General features: G+C 45.3%; 14 protein-coding genes. 9 read left to right on the plus strand and 5 right to left on the minus strand.

The window, feature by feature from the left end:
• Window positions 1-899 precede the first annotated feature (899 nt).
• The 4 genes from AB4484_RS02605 to hemC are packed head-to-tail and all read right to left on the minus strand — an operon-like array spanning window position 900 to window position 4,996.
• Window positions 900-2,081: a heme biosynthesis protein HemY gene (locus tag AB4484_RS02605; protein WP_372076278.1), complete on the minus strand. Its 1,182-nt coding sequence runs from the start codon at window positions 2,079-2,081 to the stop codon at window positions 900-902.
• Window positions 2,081-3,307, minus strand: coding sequence for a uroporphyrinogen-III C-methyltransferase (locus AB4484_RS02610; RefSeq protein ID WP_372076280.1), 1,227 nt, complete (start codon window positions 3,305-3,307; stop codon window positions 2,081-2,083). Before AB4484_RS02610 ends, AB4484_RS02605 begins: the two co-directional genes overlap by 1 nt.
• 19 nt (window positions 3,308-3,326) lie before the next feature.
• Window positions 3,327-4,055, minus strand: coding sequence for a uroporphyrinogen-III synthase (locus AB4484_RS02615; protein ID WP_048613023.1), 729 nt, complete (start codon window positions 4,053-4,055; stop codon window positions 3,327-3,329).
• 2 nt (window positions 4,056-4,057) lie between these two features.
• Entirely contained in the window at window positions 4,058-4,996 is a 939-nt protein-coding gene (gene hemC, locus AB4484_RS02620; RefSeq protein WP_048610790.1) for a hydroxymethylbilane synthase, read from the minus strand.
• Between the two features lie 344 nt (window positions 4,997-5,340).
• Here hemC and AB4484_RS02625 point away from each other — a divergent pair, with 344 nt between their 5' ends.
• On the plus strand, window positions 5,341-7,869 hold the full coding sequence (locus tag AB4484_RS02625; RefSeq protein WP_017063755.1) for a class I adenylate cyclase: 2,529 nt from the start codon (window positions 5,341-5,343) through the stop codon (window positions 7,867-7,869).
• Between the two features lie 71 nt (window positions 7,870-7,940).
• Here AB4484_RS02625 and cyaY read toward each other — a convergent pair whose 3' ends face one another.
• On the minus strand, window positions 7,941-8,255 hold the full coding sequence (cyaY, locus tag AB4484_RS02630; RefSeq protein WP_017061010.1) for an iron donor protein CyaY: 315 nt from the start codon (window positions 8,253-8,255) through the stop codon (window positions 7,941-7,943).
• Between the two features lie 75 nt (window positions 8,256-8,330).
• Between cyaY and lptM the strand changes: the two genes are divergently transcribed.
• From lptM to AB4484_RS02670, 8 genes are all read left to right on the plus strand, one after another.
• Complete coding sequence (lptM, locus tag AB4484_RS26770; protein WP_063524726.1) at window positions 8,331-8,447, plus strand: LPS translocon maturation chaperone LptM; 117 nt, start codon at window positions 8,331-8,333, stop codon at window positions 8,445-8,447.
• A gap of 42 nt (window positions 8,448-8,489) precedes the next feature.
• On the plus strand, window positions 8,490-9,743 hold the full coding sequence (lysA, locus tag AB4484_RS02640) for a diaminopimelate decarboxylase (protein WP_017061012.1): 1,254 nt from the start codon (window positions 8,490-8,492) through the stop codon (window positions 9,741-9,743).
• An 11-nt stretch (window positions 9,744-9,754) separates the two neighbouring features.
• The gene (dapF, locus tag AB4484_RS02645; RefSeq protein WP_017061013.1) at window positions 9,755-10,585 is read left to right on the plus strand and encodes a diaminopimelate epimerase; all 831 of its coding nucleotides are present in this window, start codon (window positions 9,755-9,757) and stop codon (window positions 10,583-10,585) included.
• A gap of 44 nt (window positions 10,586-10,629) precedes the next feature.
• Window positions 10,630-11,328: a DUF484 family protein gene (locus tag AB4484_RS02650; protein ID WP_017061014.1), complete on the plus strand. Its 699-nt coding sequence runs from the start codon at window positions 10,630-10,632 to the stop codon at window positions 11,326-11,328.
• Entirely contained in the window at window positions 11,297-12,229 is a 933-nt protein-coding gene (xerC, locus tag AB4484_RS02655; protein ID WP_019825207.1) for a tyrosine recombinase XerC, read from the plus strand. The genes AB4484_RS02650 and xerC overlap by 32 nt, the downstream gene beginning before the upstream one ends.
• A gap of 15 nt (window positions 12,230-12,244) precedes the next feature.
• Window positions 12,245-12,961 (plus strand): 5-amino-6-(5-phospho-D-ribitylamino)uracil phosphatase YigB, encoded by a 717-nt coding sequence (gene yigB / locus AB4484_RS02660; RefSeq protein WP_061040460.1) that lies wholly within the window; start codon window positions 12,245-12,247, stop codon window positions 12,959-12,961.
• Window positions 12,962-13,129: 168 nt separating this feature from the next.
• Window positions 13,130-15,628: an EAL domain-containing protein gene (locus AB4484_RS02665; RefSeq protein ID WP_372076283.1), complete on the plus strand. Its 2,499-nt coding sequence runs from the start codon at window positions 13,130-13,132 to the stop codon at window positions 15,626-15,628.
• A 192-nt stretch (window positions 15,629-15,820) separates the two neighbouring features.
• On the plus strand, window positions 15,821-18,301 hold the full coding sequence (locus tag AB4484_RS02670; protein ID WP_372076285.1) for an EAL domain-containing protein: 2,481 nt from the start codon (window positions 15,821-15,823) through the stop codon (window positions 18,299-18,301).
• Window positions 18,302-18,417: the final 116 nt, after the last annotated feature.

The raw sequence follows: 18,417 nt of genomic DNA on the forward strand, positions 1-18,417 counted from the left end.
CCACTCCGCCACTTATTAGAGAAGCCCTGCTAGAAATAGCAGGGCTTTTTTACATTTGAAGAAAAGTGTTTTGCTTATAGGTTGTATGAGTGTTGTAAAGGCACCGAGCCCCTGCACTTTATGTTATTCCGGCACATATTAGAAAGCCTAGCCTGACGACTAGGCTTTCTTCGTTTCCGGTATCTGAATTTAGTATTCGTCTTCGAGTTTTGGACAAGCGTTGTCCGTTCGTTGATCTCGAGCTCTCATATTCCGACACTTATTATCAAGCTTTGCTCTTTCTAACAGCACTTGAATACGTTAGTTGATATTTGTCGGCTATTGATTCGATGATTAACTTTTCCAGAACGTCTCGAGAGCTCTATTTCCTACTACTTTGAACTGGCTGATAAAGATGCCTCGTTTTTAATAACAAGATTTTGTTGGTCGGTAACTCTTGCTATATCCCTTCTACTTAATAGATGAATCTACAGGCAGTTACGTGAACTCCCCGGTTATAACGGTTTATAGTTGGAACATTGATGGCTATTTAATTGTTAATTCAGTGTGACTTTAAGTGGGTATCTGTCTGCGGGTAAATATCTTTAAACGCCTTCTCTCAAGGTGATCTCCATTTACTCTTGAGCTTCTAGGTGTCACTTTTCTCTATGACTCCTCTCGAACCTCTTATAAGGACTTGTTTATAAGAATGGTAAAACTACGTACAGACACAATTAAAGTCGTTCTCCGTCTGTTTGAGAAGCTCAGTTGAGCAATTTCATGGTTAGTTGGTTTGTTAGCATTGGGTGGGTAAGGGTCTGAGGCGTTTGGTTTATAGCTATTGTAGAAGTTATTTATGGATAAGTAACAGATACAAAAAAGCCGATGCTAGACATCGGCTTAGTTTGAATCGCTTAGACTTAAGCGGGTTGAACTAGAGCGAGCGCTTTGCGAGAAACCTCGTGAGCTGCTTTCGTTAAGTTTTGCTTCTCTAGTGCGTCAGATAGGTATCCGTAATCTGAAACATTTGAGCGAAGTGCTAGGGCTTTTTCGAAGTGGCTTTGTGCTTCCGCCCACTTCTGCTCTCTTAAGTAGAACTGAGCCAGCGCGCTGTGTGCTTCTGCATTATCACTGTCTTTACTGATTGCACGTTCTAGCATGATCACTACTGGGTGGTGATCGGCTAGGTTCAGCTCTGGAAGCAACATGTAGAGTTCATTTGACCCACTCTTTGCAATGTTCTCTTTGATCACAGTGAAGGCTTCTGAATCAGCTTTACGCGCGATAAGTTGCTTCACAAAGCAGGATACAAGATGCGAACTTTGTTTCTGCTTTCTTGAAAGCTTGTTCCAATGGCTGATTAAACCTTCGCTACCTTGCTGTTGTGCCACATCATGAAGTAGTCCACATTGTGCTTTCTGTTCTAATTCACGTTGCTCATCAGCTGTTAGAAGTTTGTTCTTAACTAATTTAGGCGTTAGCTCTAGCAATGGCTGCCATAACTTCAGTTGCAAGTAAGTGGCTTTTAACAGGCCAAGTACAGCAGTGTTATTAGGGTATGTGCCTTTTAAAGTAGAAAGCGTATCGAATGCAGCTTCGTAGTTTGACTCACTGATTTGCTGTTTAGCTTTTGTTAGCTCAACCGCCAGTAGAGAGTCGTCCTGTTGGCTAGCAAGCTCGATGTACTTATCTCGCTCACTTGTATTACCTTGTTCGTGTGCCGCTTGAGAAGCGACTAAATAACAAAGTAGAGGCATGTCGTGATGGTTAGCCCAACGAGTTACTTTCTTCTCAGCGCCTTTCCAGTCACCTTCAAGTAGCTTGATAATGCCTTCATTGGTATAACGACGAGAGCGTTTCAGCTTACGAACACTGAACCAGTTCCAAGTTGTCGAGCTTGCGTACATAAGCTTTTTAAATAGGTACTCTAAGCCGAATAGGGCCGCTAGAAGAGCAATGACAAAGATAACCAGTGTAGTTACGCTCATCTCAATGGTCTTATTGGCAATTGAGATCAGAACGTAGCCTTGTTGACCAGAGAACTGAGTTCCAACAATTAACCCAGCACCTAGAACGAGAAAAAGAAAAATCCAACGAATCATTATTTTTCCTCCGTGGTCATAACGGTGACTTCACGACGTAGGCGCTCACGTATTACATCTGACAACTCATTTTGAGACTCAAGCTTTACAGGGTATTTCACAGAGATATTCTGTTCACTTAACTGTTTAATCGCTTTCTCAAATTCAATCACTGAGTTGTTATCTTGATTTAGGTACGCTTTCGACCACTCGCTAGCGGTATTAAGAGCTGCGCTATAGAGTTCACCTTGCTCTTTGTAGACGGCGCGAATCGCGGTTTCTAATTTACCTTTGATGTTTTCACGCAGGTAGAAGTGCTGTTCTGGTGATAGTAGAGGGATAACTTCGCCATCACGACTGCGGAATGTGATGAAGTTTTCTGAGAAGTCTTTCATCGACGTCATCAGGTTGTTCTGCCAATCATTAAGATCTTGCGATACCGCTTTTTTCTCAACAGCCGCAGCTTCTGGAAGAATCGCATTGGCAAGCGGCAGTGTATCGACTTGCTGTTGCAAGCTTGTGATACGCAGAACTAAGCCGTCACGGTCGATCAGAGGAATGGTACGAAGCTTGGTAATGTCATTGGTCATTGATTGACGCAGTGACACTAAGCTCGGGTCATTCAGTGCTGCGATACGTTGATCGGCACTTTCCATTAACTTGGTTGCACTAACGGCATCATGCTCTAGGAACAGTTTACGTCCTGCTAGTTTCACAAGGTAATCGGCTTCGGCAAGTAACCAGTCATTCGGGCGGCGACCTTTCACGTCAGCGACTGCTAACTGCAGGCTTTGAATGCTCTTCTGCTGTTGAGACTGTACGACCTGAGTTTTCTCCACCGCGTGTGACGCTTCTTGGATAGTCTCTTGCTTGATGGTTTGTAGATCTTTATTTACTGCAGATTGGGTATTTTGCAGTTGTGCTTGAAGAGCAGCGATTTGAGCCGAGTATTCAGCGCTCTTTTGCTGCATTTGAAATGCGATACCGCCACTGAAGATAATTGAAATAGCGATCGCAATAGCGCCTAGTTTGACACCGCGCTTACCTTGCTTTTCTGCTTTCTCAATTTGCTCTTGATGCTCAGCTTTAGGCTGCTCATTTTTAGCGGTATTTGACGCAGAGGCATCAAGCTTCTGTTCAGGCTGTTTTGTCTCTGTAGAGTCAGCTTTTTCGTTTTCAACAACTACTGGCTGAGTATCTTGTTTCTTTTCAGGTTCAATATGCTCATTATTTTTTTTGCTTGTCATGCTTATTTCCTGTTTCTAGCTAGGGCCGGAGAGCAGCCAGTAATATTTGGTTCGTAGCACTGTGAGTATTGGTAACGTTCGAGAAGCCGAGTTGTTGTGCTCGTTCTACAATGCGCTGGCTTGGGACAAATAGATGTCTTGTTGAAAGCCAAGCCAAATACTCATCAGGGGTAATTGAGCAGAGATACTCCAATTGTTCCTGACTAGTGATGACAACTTTGGACGTTTTTTTGTTTATCCATGTTTGATAGGTATTGTGGTCGCTAATGGGAATATATTCTCTACGGTAGGTCTCACAATAAGAGACTTGTGCACCTCGATTGAGTAGAGAATCTCGAATGAGCTCACGCCCACCATTACCACGTAGTATCAAAATGGACTTATTTTCTACGCCATTAAGTTCAGTAAGTTTAAGAAGATGTTCACTATCACTAACTTGAGGGTAGTTTACTTTTTGTTTACAGGCTTTGCTTAAAACGTGCGCAGTTTTTTGACCAACGCCAAGATAAAGCGGCGAAGTGGGCCAAATGGACGAGGTTTTCGAAAGGATGTTTTGGGCAGCAGTCACGGCGTGGTGACTGACTGCAATAATGATATCGCTGTTATTAAGCTGGGTGCTTAAATCCGCAGAGTTGGGATTATCCACGATACGAATCAGCGGATGATGGATTGCTTGAATCCCTTCATCCGCTAGTTGTTGGCAAAGCGATTGTCCCTCTGAACCAGGACGAGTCACCAACACTGTCATGATTATTCTTGGTCAGCGTAGAGCTTGGTTAGGATTTCTCTTGCACCATCATCCAGCAATTGATTTGCCAGAGTCACGCCAAGTGCTTCTGCATCTTTACGAGGGCCAGAGATCTCACCACGAACCATCTTAGAACCGTCCGGTTCACCAACTAATGCACGTAGCCAGATGTTGTCGCCATCTAATAGTGAATAGCTACCGATAGGCACCTGGCAACCACCTTCTAGAGTAAGGTTCATTGCACGCTCGCAAAGTACGCGATCAGCTGTGTCTTTATGATTCAGCGGCTCAAGAAGCTTGATTAGACGTTCATCATCTAGACGGCACTCAATACCAACAGCGCCTTGGCCAACAGCAGGTAGAGACTGTTCTGGCTCGATGAAACTACGAATACGCTCTTCTAGCTCTAGGCGCTTAAGGCCTGCAGCAGCCAGCACGATCGCATCGTATTGACCATCATCGAGTTTACCTAGACGAGTACCGACGTTGCCGCGCAGCTCTTTGATGATGAGGTCAGGGCGGTATTCTAACAATTGGCATTGGCGACGCAGGCTACATGTACCTACGACAGCACCTTGTGGGAGTTCGTCGATGTTGTTGTAAGTGTTTGATACGAAAGCGTCACGCGGATCTTCGCGCTCACAAATCGTTACCAAACCTAGACCTTCAGGAAAGTCGACAGGTACATCTTTCATTGAGTGAACGGCTAGGTCAGCACGACCTTCTAGCATTGCTACTTCAAGTTCTTTAACGAACAACCCTTTACCACCCACTTTAGCAAGCGGAGTATCGAGGATGATGTCACCTTTGGTCACCATAGTTACCAACTCAACCTCTAAACCAGGGTGAGCAGCTTGCAGTGCATCCCTTACAAAGTATGCCTGCCAAAGGGCAAGAGGGCTTTTTCTGGTCGCGATACGGATTGGTGCTGAATTTGTCATGGTGTTTCCGATATAGGTTCTGTAATAGCCTAATCCTACCATTATGAGGCGAGAATTCTTACTGTTTGATCATTCCATACTTTGATAGCTGAGAGATTTTCATGAGTTCACCAAAATAGTGTGATTGGTATCTCATTTGAAACATGGGCTATTATTAGAAATAGTCAATAAAGAGGACACTACGGCGCCGTGAGTTTAACTTTCTGTCATCAAGGTATTGACCAGTATGACGGGTTCCTTTGCTTTACCATTAAGGGTAAAAGTGTTAAATTGATCACGTTTTGTTGCTCCTTTCGTTCAGTAACTAAACAGAACTGCACTTAACCTCAAACCAAGGACTTACCTTGCAGGCTTACACTCAAACTTTGATTCAACGATTAGACAATCTAAATCAGCAGCGCATTGATCGTGCGTTGGCGTTGATGAATGTGCAAGGCCAGCGAGTATTCAACCTTATTCCCGCACTGCTTCACTTCAATCACCCGATGATGCCTGGTTATTATGACCAACAAGTTCCTTTTGGAATTCGTAGCTTCACGCTTAATGAATTCCAAAAGCAATTTGTCTCTGATACCGAATTAACGCTGGGTGGAAAACTCACCGAGGCTGATGAACCTGCAATCCTTGGTTTGTACACCATGGGCAGTACTTCTTCTATTGGTCAAAGCACTTCAAGTGATCTTGATATCTGGGTGTGTGTTTCCCCGGATATGGATGGCGCATCTCGCGATAGCCTAACCAACAAGTGTCTCTTGATTACCGATTGGGCTGAAACCTTAGGGGTTGAAGCGAACTTCTTCTTGATGGATGAAGAGCGTTTCCGTTCGAATCATTCAGAAGAGATGACAGGCGATAACTGTGGTTCTTCACAGCATTTATTACTGCTTGATGAGTTCTATCGCTCTGCGGTTCGTTTGGCTGGTCAACGTTTGTTGTGGCAAATCATTCCGCCAGAAATGGAAGAGTGTTACGACGAGTATGTTCAAGGCTTGTGTCAGGATGGCTATCTTGATTGCTCGCAGTGGATCGATTTCGGCAAGCTGAATCGCATTCCCGCTGAAGAGTACTTTGGTTCAAACCTGTGGCAGCTCTATAAGAGTATCGACTCACCGTATAAATCGGTTTTGAAGGCGATCCTGTTAGAAGCCTATTCATGGGAATACCCAAACACCCAACTGCTTAGTATTGATACCAAGCGTCGCTTCTTCGCGGATGAACCGGATCTGTATGGCATGGATAGCTACTATCTGATGCTTGAGAAGGTAACGCGCTATCTAGAACGCATTAACGACCACACTCGATTGGACCTGGTGAGACGCTGTTTCTATCTTAAGACCCACGAGAAATTGTCACGAGATGCGGGCATTGGCTCTGTTGCGTGGCGTCGTGAAGCCTTAACCGAGATGACTAAGTCTTGGAATTGGGGACATGAAACCATTGCTGAGCTCGATAACCGCCGTAACTGGAAGGTTGAGCAGGTTAAAGTGGTGCACCATGCACTGCTTGATGCCTTGATGCTGAGTTACCGTAATCTGATTCAATTTGCGCGTCGTAACGACATCACTTCGGCAATCAGTCCACAAGATATCAGCATCTTGGCACGTAAGCTTTACGCTGCGTTTGAGGTGTTGCCGGGTAAAGTGACGCTATTGAACCCGCAAATCTCTCCGGACCTGCACGAACCAGATTTGAGCTTCATCGAAGTTCGTCAGGGTCAGTCGAATAAAGCCGGTTGGTACTTGTATAAGCAGCCACTGGTTGCACACCGCATTCTTGGTCAGCCTTCTCTTGAACACCATGAGTACTTGAGTAAGTTGGTAGCATGGTCGTTTTTTAATGGCTTGATTACCGAGTCGACGCGTTTGCACTCTGTGGTTCGTGACGCTCACATTGATATCGATAAGTTCTATCAAATGGTGAGCGACCTGCGTAATACGTTTTCTTTGCGTAAACGTCGCCCGAGTATGCAAGCACTGGCGAGCCCGTGTGAGATAAGCCAACTGGCGATGTTCATCAATTTTGAAAATGACCCGACGTCTGAATTAAGTGGTCGTGCATTAAAAGTGGATCTTAAGAACGCCGATATATTCAGCTTTGGTGAAGAAGGTAAGAGCTTAGTCGGCAGTGTTGACTTGGTTTATCGTAACTCTTGGCATGAAGTACGTACGCTGCACTTCCAAGGTGATACGGCAATGCTGGATGCGCTGAAGACGGTACTTGGCAAAATGCACCAAGATGCGCTGCCGCCAGAGTCGGTTGATGTGTTCTGTTACAGCAAAAACCTGCGTGGTGTGATGCGTAACATGGTGTATCAACTGCTTGCTGAGTGTATCGACTTGCGATTGAAACCGATTGAACCCGAGAAGCGCCGCCGTTTTAAGGCGATTCGTTTAGCGAATAAGATGTTTGGCCTATTCTTCGAACGTCGTGGTGTGTCGGTGCAGATGTTGGAAAACTCGGTCGATTTCTACCGTAGCATCTCAACCAACAAGCTGAAGGGCTCACCTTTACTGATGCTCGATAAAGAGCAAGAGTATCAGCTGCCAGAAGTGGTGGATGGTTTTGCGAGTGAGGGCTTGATTCAGTTCTTCTTCGAAGATACCGACAAGGGCTTCAATATTTATGTATTGGACGAATCGAATCAAGTTGAGGTGTATCACCAATACAGCGGTGAAAAAGATGAGATGATCGCGAGCGTGAATTCTTTCTACACGTCGGTAAAAGATGAGTCGAAGATGTCGTCTAAGTTGATTAACTTTAATTTACCTCAGTACTACCAAATCGTTCATCCTGAAGAGGGCAATTCTTACGTTGTGCCTTATCGTAATGATGCAACTTTAGCTTCTCGGAGCTCAAAGATAGTTAACATCTAGTCTTACTAAGACTGATTGATATTAAAAAAGGAGTGATTGATTCACTCCTTTTTAGTTTTGCTTACAAATGATTAGACCCAATCGATCGCTTCACCTGCGTGCTTCACGCATTCTTCTTTAACCATCTCAAACAGCTCCATGCCCGTCTTTGAACATGTCCACTTGTCGTCAACTAGTTTGAAGTGAAAGCCACCAGATTTAGACGCTAACCAGATTTCTTTCATTGGTTCTTGGCGGTTAATGATGATTTGGCTGCGGTTCTCAAACTCCAGCGTCATCACGTTACCAGTCACTTCGTAATCAATATCTGCCTCTGATTCATCGATAGCTTCTTCGATGTTTTGCATCTGTATATCGACCAGCTGATGAAATTCAGTCTCGTTCATCCTTTCTATCCTATTGCTTTTCCTGAGTGTGGTGCGATTATAGGGGGCATTGAGTTAATAATCACGATATGCAAAATGAAAAAATTAATTACTGCTCTATTTATGCTGTCCGTTATTGGACTTTCTGGTTGTGGTCAAACGGGTCCTTTGTACGATCCTGATGAAGTTCAGCAAACCGAACAATCACAATAAGTGAAAACACGCAGAAATCGTTATTTATAAGGGATAAGAACTTTGGATTACTTCAACTATCAGGAAGATGGCCAGCTTTGGGCTGAGGACGTCGCACTTTCACAACTAGCAGAGCAATATGGTACACCGCTGTATGTATATTCTCGTGCAACATTAGAACGCCACTGGAATGCGTTTGACTCATCGGTTGGTGAGCATCCGCACTTGGTGTGTTATGCCGTTAAAGCTAACTCGAACCTTGGCGTGTTGAATACTTTGGCTCGCTTGGGCTCTGGTTTCGATATCGTTTCTGGCGGTGAGCTAGAGCGTGTGGTTGCTGCCGGTGGCGACCCAGCAAAAGTTGTATTCTCTGGTGTCGGTAAAACAGCCGCTGAAATGAAGCGTGCGCTTGAGTTGAACATTAAGTGTTTCAACGTAGAGTCTGAGCCAGAACTAGAGCGACTGAATAAAGTGGCTGGTGAGCTTGGTGTTAAAGCGCCGATTTCACTGCGTATCAACCCAGACGTTGATGCCAACACTCACCCTTATATCTCTACTGGTCTGCGTGATAACAAGTTTGGTATTGCTTTCGACCGCGCTCCTGCCGTTTATGAGTTTGCAAAAACACTCGATAACTTGTCTATCCATGGTATTGATTGCCACATTGGTTCTCAACTAACGGATATCGAACCTTTCATCGATGCAACCGATCGCCTACTTGCGCTGATCGACCAGCTACGTGCTAATGGTATCAACATCAAACACCTTGATGTTGGTGGCGGCTTGGGTGTGGTTTATCGTGATGAATTACCACCACAGCCTTCTGACTACGCGAAAGCCTTATTGGCTCGCCTAGACAATCATTCTGATCTAGAGCTGATTTTCGAGCCTGGAAGAGCGATTGCTGCTAACGCTGGTGTATTATTAACGAAAGTCGAGTTCCTCAAGCCAACAGAGCACAAGAACTTTGCCATCATCGATGCAGCAATGAACGACCTAATGCGCCCAGCACTTTATCAAGCTTGGCAGGATATTGTTCCTGTTAGCCCTCGTCAGGGTGAAGCTGTGACTTACGATTTGGTTGGCCCAATCTGTGAGACAGGCGATTTCCTAGGTAAAGATCGTGACCTTGTTCTTGAAGAAGGTGATCTGCTAGCAGTTCGTTCAGCGGGTGCTTATGGCTTCGCGATGTCATCTAACTACAACACTCGTTCGCGTGCGGCTGAAGTGATGGTGGATGGCGATAAAACTCACTTGGTTCGTCAGCGTGAAGAGCTTACGAGTCTGTGGGAACTTGAAAACATTCTTCCGGAGTAATTTTAAGCGTTATGCACTTCCACTTTTCTAAAATGCATGGTTTGGGCAATGATTTCATGGTCGTGGACTGCATTACTCAAAATATTTTCTTTTCTCCAGATTTGATCCGTCGTTTGGCGGATCGTCACACTGGCGTGGGCTTTGATCAGCTACTTGTGGTTGAGGCTCCCTATGATCCAGAAACTGATTTCCATTACCGCATATTCAATGCGGATGGCAGTGAAGTGGAGCAGTGTGGCAATGGTGCACGTTGTTTTGCACGATTCGTTCGCATGAAAGGCTTAACGAATAAATACAGCATCAACGTCAGCACCAAGAAAGGTAAAATGGTTCTCAAGATTGAAGAGAATGACTTGATCACCGTGAACATGGGCATTCCTGAGTTCGAACCCGGCAAAATTCCGTTCAAGGCAAAGCAGCCAGAGAAGACGTATATCCTGAGAACGGATGTACACACCTTGTTCTGCGGTGCCGTAAGCATGGGTAACCCACACGTGGTTACTGTGGTTGATGATGTCGACACGGCTGATGTGGACACCTTAGGCCCGCTGCTTGAATCACATGAACGTTTCCCTGAGCGTGTTAATGCTGGCTTTATGCAGGTCGTTAACCGTGAAGAAGTTCGTTTGCGTGTTTATGAGCGCGGTGCGGGTGAAACTCAGGCATGTGGCAGCGGAGCGTGTGGCGCAGTTGCAGTGGGTATCACTCAAGGCTTACTGGCTGAGAATGTGAAGGTTCGTCTACCAGGCGGTGACTTACACATTAGCTGGCAAGGCCCGGGTAAACCTCTGTTTATGACCGGCCCTGCAACGCATGTGTTTGATGGTCAACTTTCTTGCTAATAACGACCCAAAACAAATAGATTCATAAAAATAAAGGATAGGTTTTGTCTTACGTTGAAGCCGACGCACTCACCGCGGAAGTGGTTGCGGAATATTTACGTGATAACCCAGATTTTTTCCAAGACCGAAAAGATTTGGTTGATCGCCTTGCTATCAATAACGTTGAGCAGGGCGCTGTTTCTCTGGTTGAGGTTCAGCTTAAACGCCAGCGTCATCGAATCGAAGAGCTTGAAGAAGAGATCACTGGCTTGATGTCGTTGGCAGCAAATAACGATAAAACCTTCTATGAGTTTATGGATCTGCAAGCGCAAGTGCTGAAATGCAGTGACTTCATGCAGGTGATAAAAGCCGTTGAACAAAAAGCGTTAGATCTTGGGCTTAAGGCTCATGTTCGAATTCTTTCGCAATCTGGCTTTTATCAGTTGAGTGCTGAGGGTTACTCTAAGTTTTCGCTTAACCATTTCAATGGCAAAGATGCTTATCTTGGGCGCTTGAGAAAAGCCGACAGACACGATTTGTTTGGTGATTATCCAGTTCCAGAGCTAGGCTCTTATGTAGTACTACCGCTTGCTAAGCAGTCTCCATTGGGTTTGCTCGCCTTTTCTAGTGAAGATGGCGGACATTTCCAACCCCATATGGATACGCTCTTTTTACGCCATTTAGCACTTGTTGTCGCTCATTTGGCGGACACCTTACCTTGGCAGATAAATAATGAGCCTAGAGCCCAAAATACCTCTTCCTAACAGCCTTCAAAAGCCACTTTCTCGCTTCTATGAATATCTCAGAAGCGAGAAGGGACTCAGCCTACACACCCAACGTAATTACAAACAACAACTTGAAACCATGGCCGGTCATTTAGTCACGCTCGGACTTAAAGACTGGGGTCAAGTCGATGCGGCGTGGGTCAGACAACTAGCCAGCAAAGGCATGCGTGAGGGAATGAAAGCGAGCAGCATCGCGACTCGCTTATCGTCATTGCGCAGCTTCTTTGATTTCCTTGTGTTGCGTGGCGAAATGACCGCCAATCCAGCTAAAGGTGTCTCTGCACCTCGCAAACAACGCCCTTTGCCTAAAAACCTCGATGTTGATGAAGTGGGTCAACTGCTTGATGTGAATGAGGACGATCCATTGTCGATTCGTGATCGAGCGATGATGGAGGTGATGTATGGTGCTGGATTACGACTGGCAGAACTGGTCGGTATCAATCTCAAAGATGTGTTGGGTCGACAAGGCGAAATCCGAGTGATTGGTAAAGGCGACAAAGAACGCAAAGCGCCTTTTTCTGGTTTAGCTAAAGAGTGGGTCGATAAATGGCTCAAAGTTCGTGGTGAATTGGCTTCACCGGGTGAAAGCGCGCTGTTTGTCTCTAAGCTCGGGACTCGTATCTCTCACCGTAGCGTGCAAAAGCGCATGGAAGAGTGGGGCAAGAAGCAATCTGTCGCAAGCCACATCAGCCCGCATAAACTGCGTCACTCCTTTGCAACGCATGTGCTGGAGTCGAGTCAAAACCTTCGTGCTGTTCAAGAGTTGCTTGGCCATGAAAACATCTCGACGACCCAAGTGTATACCCACTTAGATTTCCAACACTTAGCACAAGCTTATGATCAGGCTCACCCGAGAGCTCGTAAGAAGAATAAAGATTAGATTAAAGGGTTTACTATGCGAATTTATCGAGGGTTAAAGCCCATCAAAGCCATGACCTTTGACTTGGATGACACCCTGTATGACAACTGGCCTGTGATCATGAAGGTTGAGAAAGAGATGGCACAGTGGCTGTATCAAAAGCACCCAGTGTCGGCTTCTTTATCGCTCGAAGAGTGGCAGGGCATTAAGCAGCAAGTCGCCTCTGAAAACCCAGCTTTAAAGCATGATGTCACCGTATGGCGTGAAACTCAGATTAAAAGCGGTTTGCTGCAACTGGGTTACTCTCTGCAGCAAGCAGAACAAGCGGCTCGAGAGGGCATTGAGCATGCCTTGTGGTTGCGTAATCAAGTCGATGTCCCTCAAGAAACGCATCGAGTGATGTCTGAGCTTAGCCAGCGTATTCCTCTGGTTGCGATTACCAATGGTAATGTCGACCCACACAAAATTGGCTTAGGGCAGTATTTTCAATTAATCCTTAAAGCCGGCCCTGATGGTAGAGCAAAACCCTATCCAGATATGTTTGAAAAAGCTCAGCAACACCTAGATTGCGACGCTGAGAATATTCTTCATGTTGGCGATCACCTCAAAACGGATGTCTATGGAGCCAAGCAAAATGGCTTCCAAGCGTGCTGGTTTAATGACACTGGTTCCAATTTATACCGCTCCCCGAAGGCGAGCGTGCTCCCTGATGTTGAAATAGACCAACTTAGCGATCTTATGCGACTAATTTAATGGCTCGGTAAGCTTATTGTGTCGCATTTATGATAGTGAATTGTTACATTAGTCGCCTATAAAAGCCTGATTAGGCTAGGATAATTGGCGACTACTTTTTATCGATTCATTTCAGTCATAGCAGTGGTTGCGGGTTGTTACTTCACTCGATTTTGAACAAGGGTTGGCATGCAAACATTTACATTTCTCGCAAATACTGAGGCGTTATTTAGAGCTCAATTTGATCAGCGAGAATGGTGTGACAGCAAACAGTACCTTATTCAAATTTTCTCAGCACAATCTTCAGATCTGGCTCGTCAAATCGCGGGTGTTGCCCTCAATCGTTTAAACAATGCGACGCTAATTGGTCAGAGTGCTCGTCATGTTATCTGTGATAATTGTCTTGAAAGTGCATGCACCTTAGTTATCATCAGTGAGTTCAACGAAACCCATCTAACTTCTGCGGTCCAGCCTTTTTCCGGCAATCCAAATCAAGACAGCCAAGACTTAGCTTTTCAATTGCGCCTTACAGAAGACACCAAAACGGTCATCAGTTTGTGCGATCAAGTTGAAGGGCGTGATTATCCTATCTATAGCGCTTTTGAAAATTTGCCTTACGCCTTGCCGATTGCTGGTGGACTGTGTCATGAGAATGAGTTTGGCCGTTGGGTTATGCATAACGAGCAAACCTACCAGCACGCCTGTGTTGCGGTGGCTCTGACTAACCCAAGATTGAAGGTTTGGTCGGATGCGTACTCTGAGTGGAACCCGATTGGTATGAAGCTACGAGTAACCCACGCAGTTGGAAATCGCTTATACGCGTTGAACGACAAGCCGGCTATCGAAGTATTCAAACATTACCTTGCGGATGGCAAAGACCTTCCTTTTAGCCAGCTGATGAGCTTTCCGCTTTATCGAGAACTTGGCAGAAAGAAGGGTATCTCGACGCCGCTACGTATTAATGATGATGGCAGTATCGAGTTTGATAGCCCTTGGCATGTCGGTGAAGAGGCGCAGTTTTGTTATAACCACCCATCTCTCACTGCAGAAAAGGTACGCCACGGGGCCGAGATGCTAGCCATGCATCAGCCTGAATCGGTGATCATTTATAACTGCGTATCTCGACTTGAATTTATCGACAGTAAACTTGAGCTCAAGCCATTTGAAGGGATAGTGAATACATGTGGTGCCTACTGCATGGGGGAGCTATACCGTAATGAAGACCGCCAAGAGATACTGCACCACAGCCTGACTTATATCGCTATGCGCGAGTCTGACGAGATTAAAGAGTTTCATTGTGAAGACTTTCAGTGTGGCTCAACCGTCTCGCCATTGCTTAACCTTGTCAGAAATGCAGTCGCAGATCTCGACAGTATGAATACTCAGATGGAAAAGAAACTCCATCAACAAGCGCGTCGCTTAACCGAAAGCTATCGCATTGACTCGCGTACTGGTTTGCCGAATCGTATCGTATTAAAAGAACGCCTCAATACGATTCTATTTAGTGAACACTTACTCACGTTAAAGCTCACGAATTTCCATCAAGTTAACGAAAAGTACGGCTATCAGGTGGGTGATCAGTTACTGCTTGATCTGTCTAATCACTTTATCGAACGATTGCAGCTTCGTGTCGTGAAAGAGCCTCGCGTGAAGGTTGAGCTGTTCAGTATTGGTGTCGGAGAGTGGGCGATTATTTTTAATGCCAGTGTTGGTAGTACGAAAATAAAAGAAGGGTTCGTTGAGTTCGCCGATGACATCGAACACATAAATTTTGAGCCGTATGGTTTGGCTGATATTGATTACTTGTCAGTTTCTCTGTGTGGCGGCTTTGCTAGTCGTTGTGACTTCTTAACCGACAGTGGTGACGAGATCTTATTGAAAGCGATCGAAGCTCGACGCTATGGAGTACGTAACAATACCCACATCACCAATGCCAAAGACATTCAGGTGAGCGAAGAGGACCGCAAAGAGCAACTTGGTTGGTTGAGCTGTGTGAGTCGTGCGATTTTAGATCAGAACATCATCACCTACTCACAGCCGATTGTGGAATCGGGTACGCACGAAATGATTGGCCAAGAGTGTTTGGTCAGAATCATGGAGTCGGACGGTACCATTGTGCCTCCAGGAAAGTTCTTACCTATCATTGCTGACACCCATCTTTACACGCGCCTTAGTCGACACATGATTAAGAGCACTATTGGCTATATGGCGGATAAGCAGAGCTCATTTTCTATCAATCTATCCCCACAAGATTTGTTGAGCGACAAGACGCTTGAGGTGCTTGAATCTGCGATCAGTGGTATGAACGATCCTACTCGACTTGGTTTAGAGGTTTTAGAATCAGAACAGATTAAAGATTATGGCCGCATGATTGAGGTGTGTGATCACTTCCGTGCTCTGGGGGCGAGAATTATTGTTGATGATTTTGGCTCTGGTTACTCCAACATCGATGAAATCATCAAGCTAGAGCCGCAGATCATTAAGCTCGACGGTAGCTTGATTCGTAATATCGACAAAGACCAAAAACAAAGAAACATCGCCTCTCAGTTGGTCCGTTTGTGCCAAGTGTTCAATGCCAAAACGGTCGCTGAATTTGTCCATAACCAACAGGTTTGTGAGATAGCAGAGCAAATGGGTGTCGATTATCTGCAGGGGTACTACTTTGGTGAGCCTAAGCGACTGTTTTAGCAGTTAAAGCTTCTAGCATTGTGTAACTACTGACGATAAAAGTACTGCGCCGCCATTAATGACTGCTTTTTGGTGGAATGAATGATGTCTAACTAAGGTCACATTATTCATAACACGATCGTAAGTATTCCGTGCAAGCCTTATCTATAATAAGCACAATAACAAATCATTAACGTAACGATTAATGTGAATATGCAGTCGACTTCTCTCCTGATACAAGACATTGAGCAAACCCAACGTGAATTGGAAAAGATAGATTTTCACCAACATGAAAGCCTACTGATTCAGGTGTTTTCGTCTTTCGAGAAAGGTTCTGTTTTGGCTGCCTGCCAAGTGATTCAATCAACTTTTCCCAATGCCAAACTGATTGGTTGCAGTGCTAACCACTACATCAGCCAAGGTGTCATCCTGCACCAAGGTCTTTATCTGATTGTTACCCGCTTTGACGCGACGTCATACTCCTGTGGTGTTGTTGAATATAGCGAACAACCATTGCTTGATAGTCACGCTATGTGGCAACAGCTTGAGTGCAATGATAATACTCAAAGCATCATCTGTTTCGCAGATCGCTTGCAGATAAATAACCGAGATCTATTTTCATCGTTTGAACAGTCGAGGTATTCATTATCGATCTGTGGCGGAGCATCGACCATCACAGATAATGGACGTTGGGTGATGTTAGACGGCATTTGCTATGAAAATGCCTATGTGATGTTGGCGCTGCACAGTGTCGAGCTCTCCATCGCTAAGGGTTATTACACTGAATGGAATCCGATTGGTCGAACTTTTCGAGTGACCGGTGCTCAAGATAACCGGTTGTTGGAACTGGATGGGATGCCTGTTCGTGAACTCTATAATCGTTACCTCGCTGATGGCCTCGAAGTGCCTTTTGAGCAACTGCATAATTTTCCCTTGATGGTCGGTGACCCGAAAGAGCAAAACATTCACTTACCGCTCAAGGTGACGGAAAGTGGAGAGATAGAGTTCAGCGGCCAGTTCCAAGTGGGCGATGAGGTCCGGTTTTGTTATGACCATCCATCACTGACCTTAGAGCAGATACGACTGGGCGTGCAACAGATCGCTTCTCATAGACCAGAACAGTTCTTCATTTACAACTGCACCTCTCGTATCGACTTTATCGATGGTAACCAAGAGGTTGAGGTTTTCCAAAAATTGGCCGACAGCTATGGCGTTTACTGCATGGGAGAACTTTATCAAGAGAATAGCCAACAGCGAATCTTGCACCATAGCCTCACTTACCTTGCGCTTAGAGAAGGCGAGGGTAAGGCGGTATTGCCATTAGAGACACAACCCGCGACCAACATATCCCCTCTGTTTTCATTGATCCGAAATGCACTGCTTGATGTCGATGATATGAACAACAGCATGGCGAGTAAGATTCAGCAGCAAGCCACCGCATTGACGGCAAGCTATCGAATTGATCACCGTACAGGTTTACCTAATCGCAGTGTGTTGCGTGAGAAGCTGTCGAAAATGAGCAGTGATAGCCACTTGTTAGCTTTGAAGGTCACGACCTTTGGTCAGATCAATGAGAAGTACGGCTATCGAGTGGGTGACAAGCTTCTGCATGATTTGAGTGAGTACTTTCAAAAGGCGCTGTGGCAGTTCTTTGATGAGGGTTGTCAGCTCTACAGTATCGGTATTGGTGAGTGGGCGGTGGTGTTTGATAGTTGGGCGAGCCAAGAACATATTCATCAGCGATTCTCGGAATTTGCTGATCAAACCGAGCATGTGAATTTTGAGCCTACCGGTTTACCCGATATTGATTACTTGTCGGTGTCTATCTGTGCGGGTATTGCCAGCCGTCGAGATTTCCCGACTACCTCTATTGATGACTTATTGTTGAAGGCGATTGATGCGCGGCGCAGCGCTGTCAGCCAAAACAAACACCTAGTGAGTGCCAAGGCACTCATTCAATTAGAGAAGCATCGCCAAGAGCAACTTGGTTGGCTGTCGTGCGTGAGCCGTGCTGTGCTTAATCAGAATATTGTGGCGTGCTCTCAGCCCATAGTTTCAGCACACAGTCATCAGGTAGAGAGCTACGAGTGTTTAGTTCGAATTGAAGAGGACGGTCAGTTGATTGCGCCGGGTAAGTTCTTGCCAATCATTGAAGGAACCCATCTCTATACACGCCTCAGTCGTCAGATGATAACGCGCACCTTCGATTTTATGAGTCAGCGAACCGATTCGTTCTCAATTAATTTAGCGCCACAAGATTTCAGCAATGAGAAAACCATTCTTCACCTTGAGCAAGCTATCAAGAAAATTAGTCACCCACAGCGTATTGGCTTGGAGGTGTTAGAAACGGAACAAATTCAGGATTACGGTCGCTTGATTGAGGTGTGTAACCACTTCCGCGATCTTGGTGTGAATATTATTGTTGATGACTTTGGTTCGGGCTATTCGAACATTGATGAGATATTGAAATTGGAACCACAGGTGATAAAGCTTGATGGCAGTTTGATTCGCAATATTGATAAAGATAAAAAGCAACGCAAGATCGCTCAGCAGTTAGTGAGCTTGTGCCAGATTCTAAATGCTAAGACGGTGGCTGAGTTCGTTCATAACGAGCAGGTTTGTCGTATTGCCGAAGACATGGGCGTCGATTACTTGCAAGGGTATTACTTTGGCCAACCTCAGCGTTTGTTTTGATGAAGCGACCGTTTCACGTGAAACACTGATTGGCTCAATAACGAAAGTACGATGTAAAAAGGGTGAGCTTATGGCTCACCCTTTTTGTTTTCAGTACCTGTCCCGTCCTGAAATGT

The organism is Vibrio sp. 10N.261.46.A3 (assembly GCF_041472995.1).
Lineage (GTDB): Bacteria > Pseudomonadota > Gammaproteobacteria > Enterobacterales > Vibrionaceae > Vibrio > Vibrio coralliirubri.

Excerpts from the sequence above, each read along its gene's own strand:
- AB4484_RS02605 (WP_372076278.1), bottom strand. The coding sequence starts at position 2,081 with ATGATTCGTTGGATTTTTCTTTTTCTCGTTCTAGGTGCTGGGTTAATT.
- AB4484_RS02610 (WP_372076280.1), bottom strand. The coding sequence starts at position 3,307 with ATGACAAGCAAAAAAAATAATGAGCATATTGAACCTGAAAAGAAACAA.
- AB4484_RS02615 (WP_048613023.1), bottom strand. The coding sequence starts at position 4,055 with ATGACAGTGTTGGTGACTCGTCCTGGTTCAGAGGGACAATCGCTTTGC.
- hemC (WP_048610790.1), bottom strand. The coding sequence starts at position 4,996 with ATGACAAATTCAGCACCAATCCGTATCGCGACCAGAAAAAGCCCTCTT.
- cyaY (WP_017061010.1), bottom strand. The coding sequence starts at position 8,255 with ATGAACGAGACTGAATTTCATCAGCTGGTCGATATACAGATGCAAAAC.
- lptM (WP_063524726.1), top strand. The coding sequence starts at position 8,331 with ATGAAAAAATTAATTACTGCTCTATTTATGCTGTCCGTTATTGGACTT.
- dapF (WP_017061013.1), top strand. The coding sequence starts at position 9,755 with ATGCACTTCCACTTTTCTAAAATGCATGGTTTGGGCAATGATTTCATG.
- xerC (WP_019825207.1), top strand. The coding sequence starts at position 11,297 with ATGAGCCTAGAGCCCAAAATACCTCTTCCTAACAGCCTTCAAAAGCCA.
- yigB (WP_061040460.1), top strand. The coding sequence starts at position 12,245 with ATGCGAATTTATCGAGGGTTAAAGCCCATCAAAGCCATGACCTTTGAC.
- AB4484_RS02665 (WP_372076283.1), top strand. The coding sequence starts at position 13,130 with ATGCAAACATTTACATTTCTCGCAAATACTGAGGCGTTATTTAGAGCT.
- AB4484_RS02670 (WP_372076285.1), top strand. The coding sequence starts at position 15,821 with ATGCAGTCGACTTCTCTCCTGATACAAGACATTGAGCAAACCCAACGT.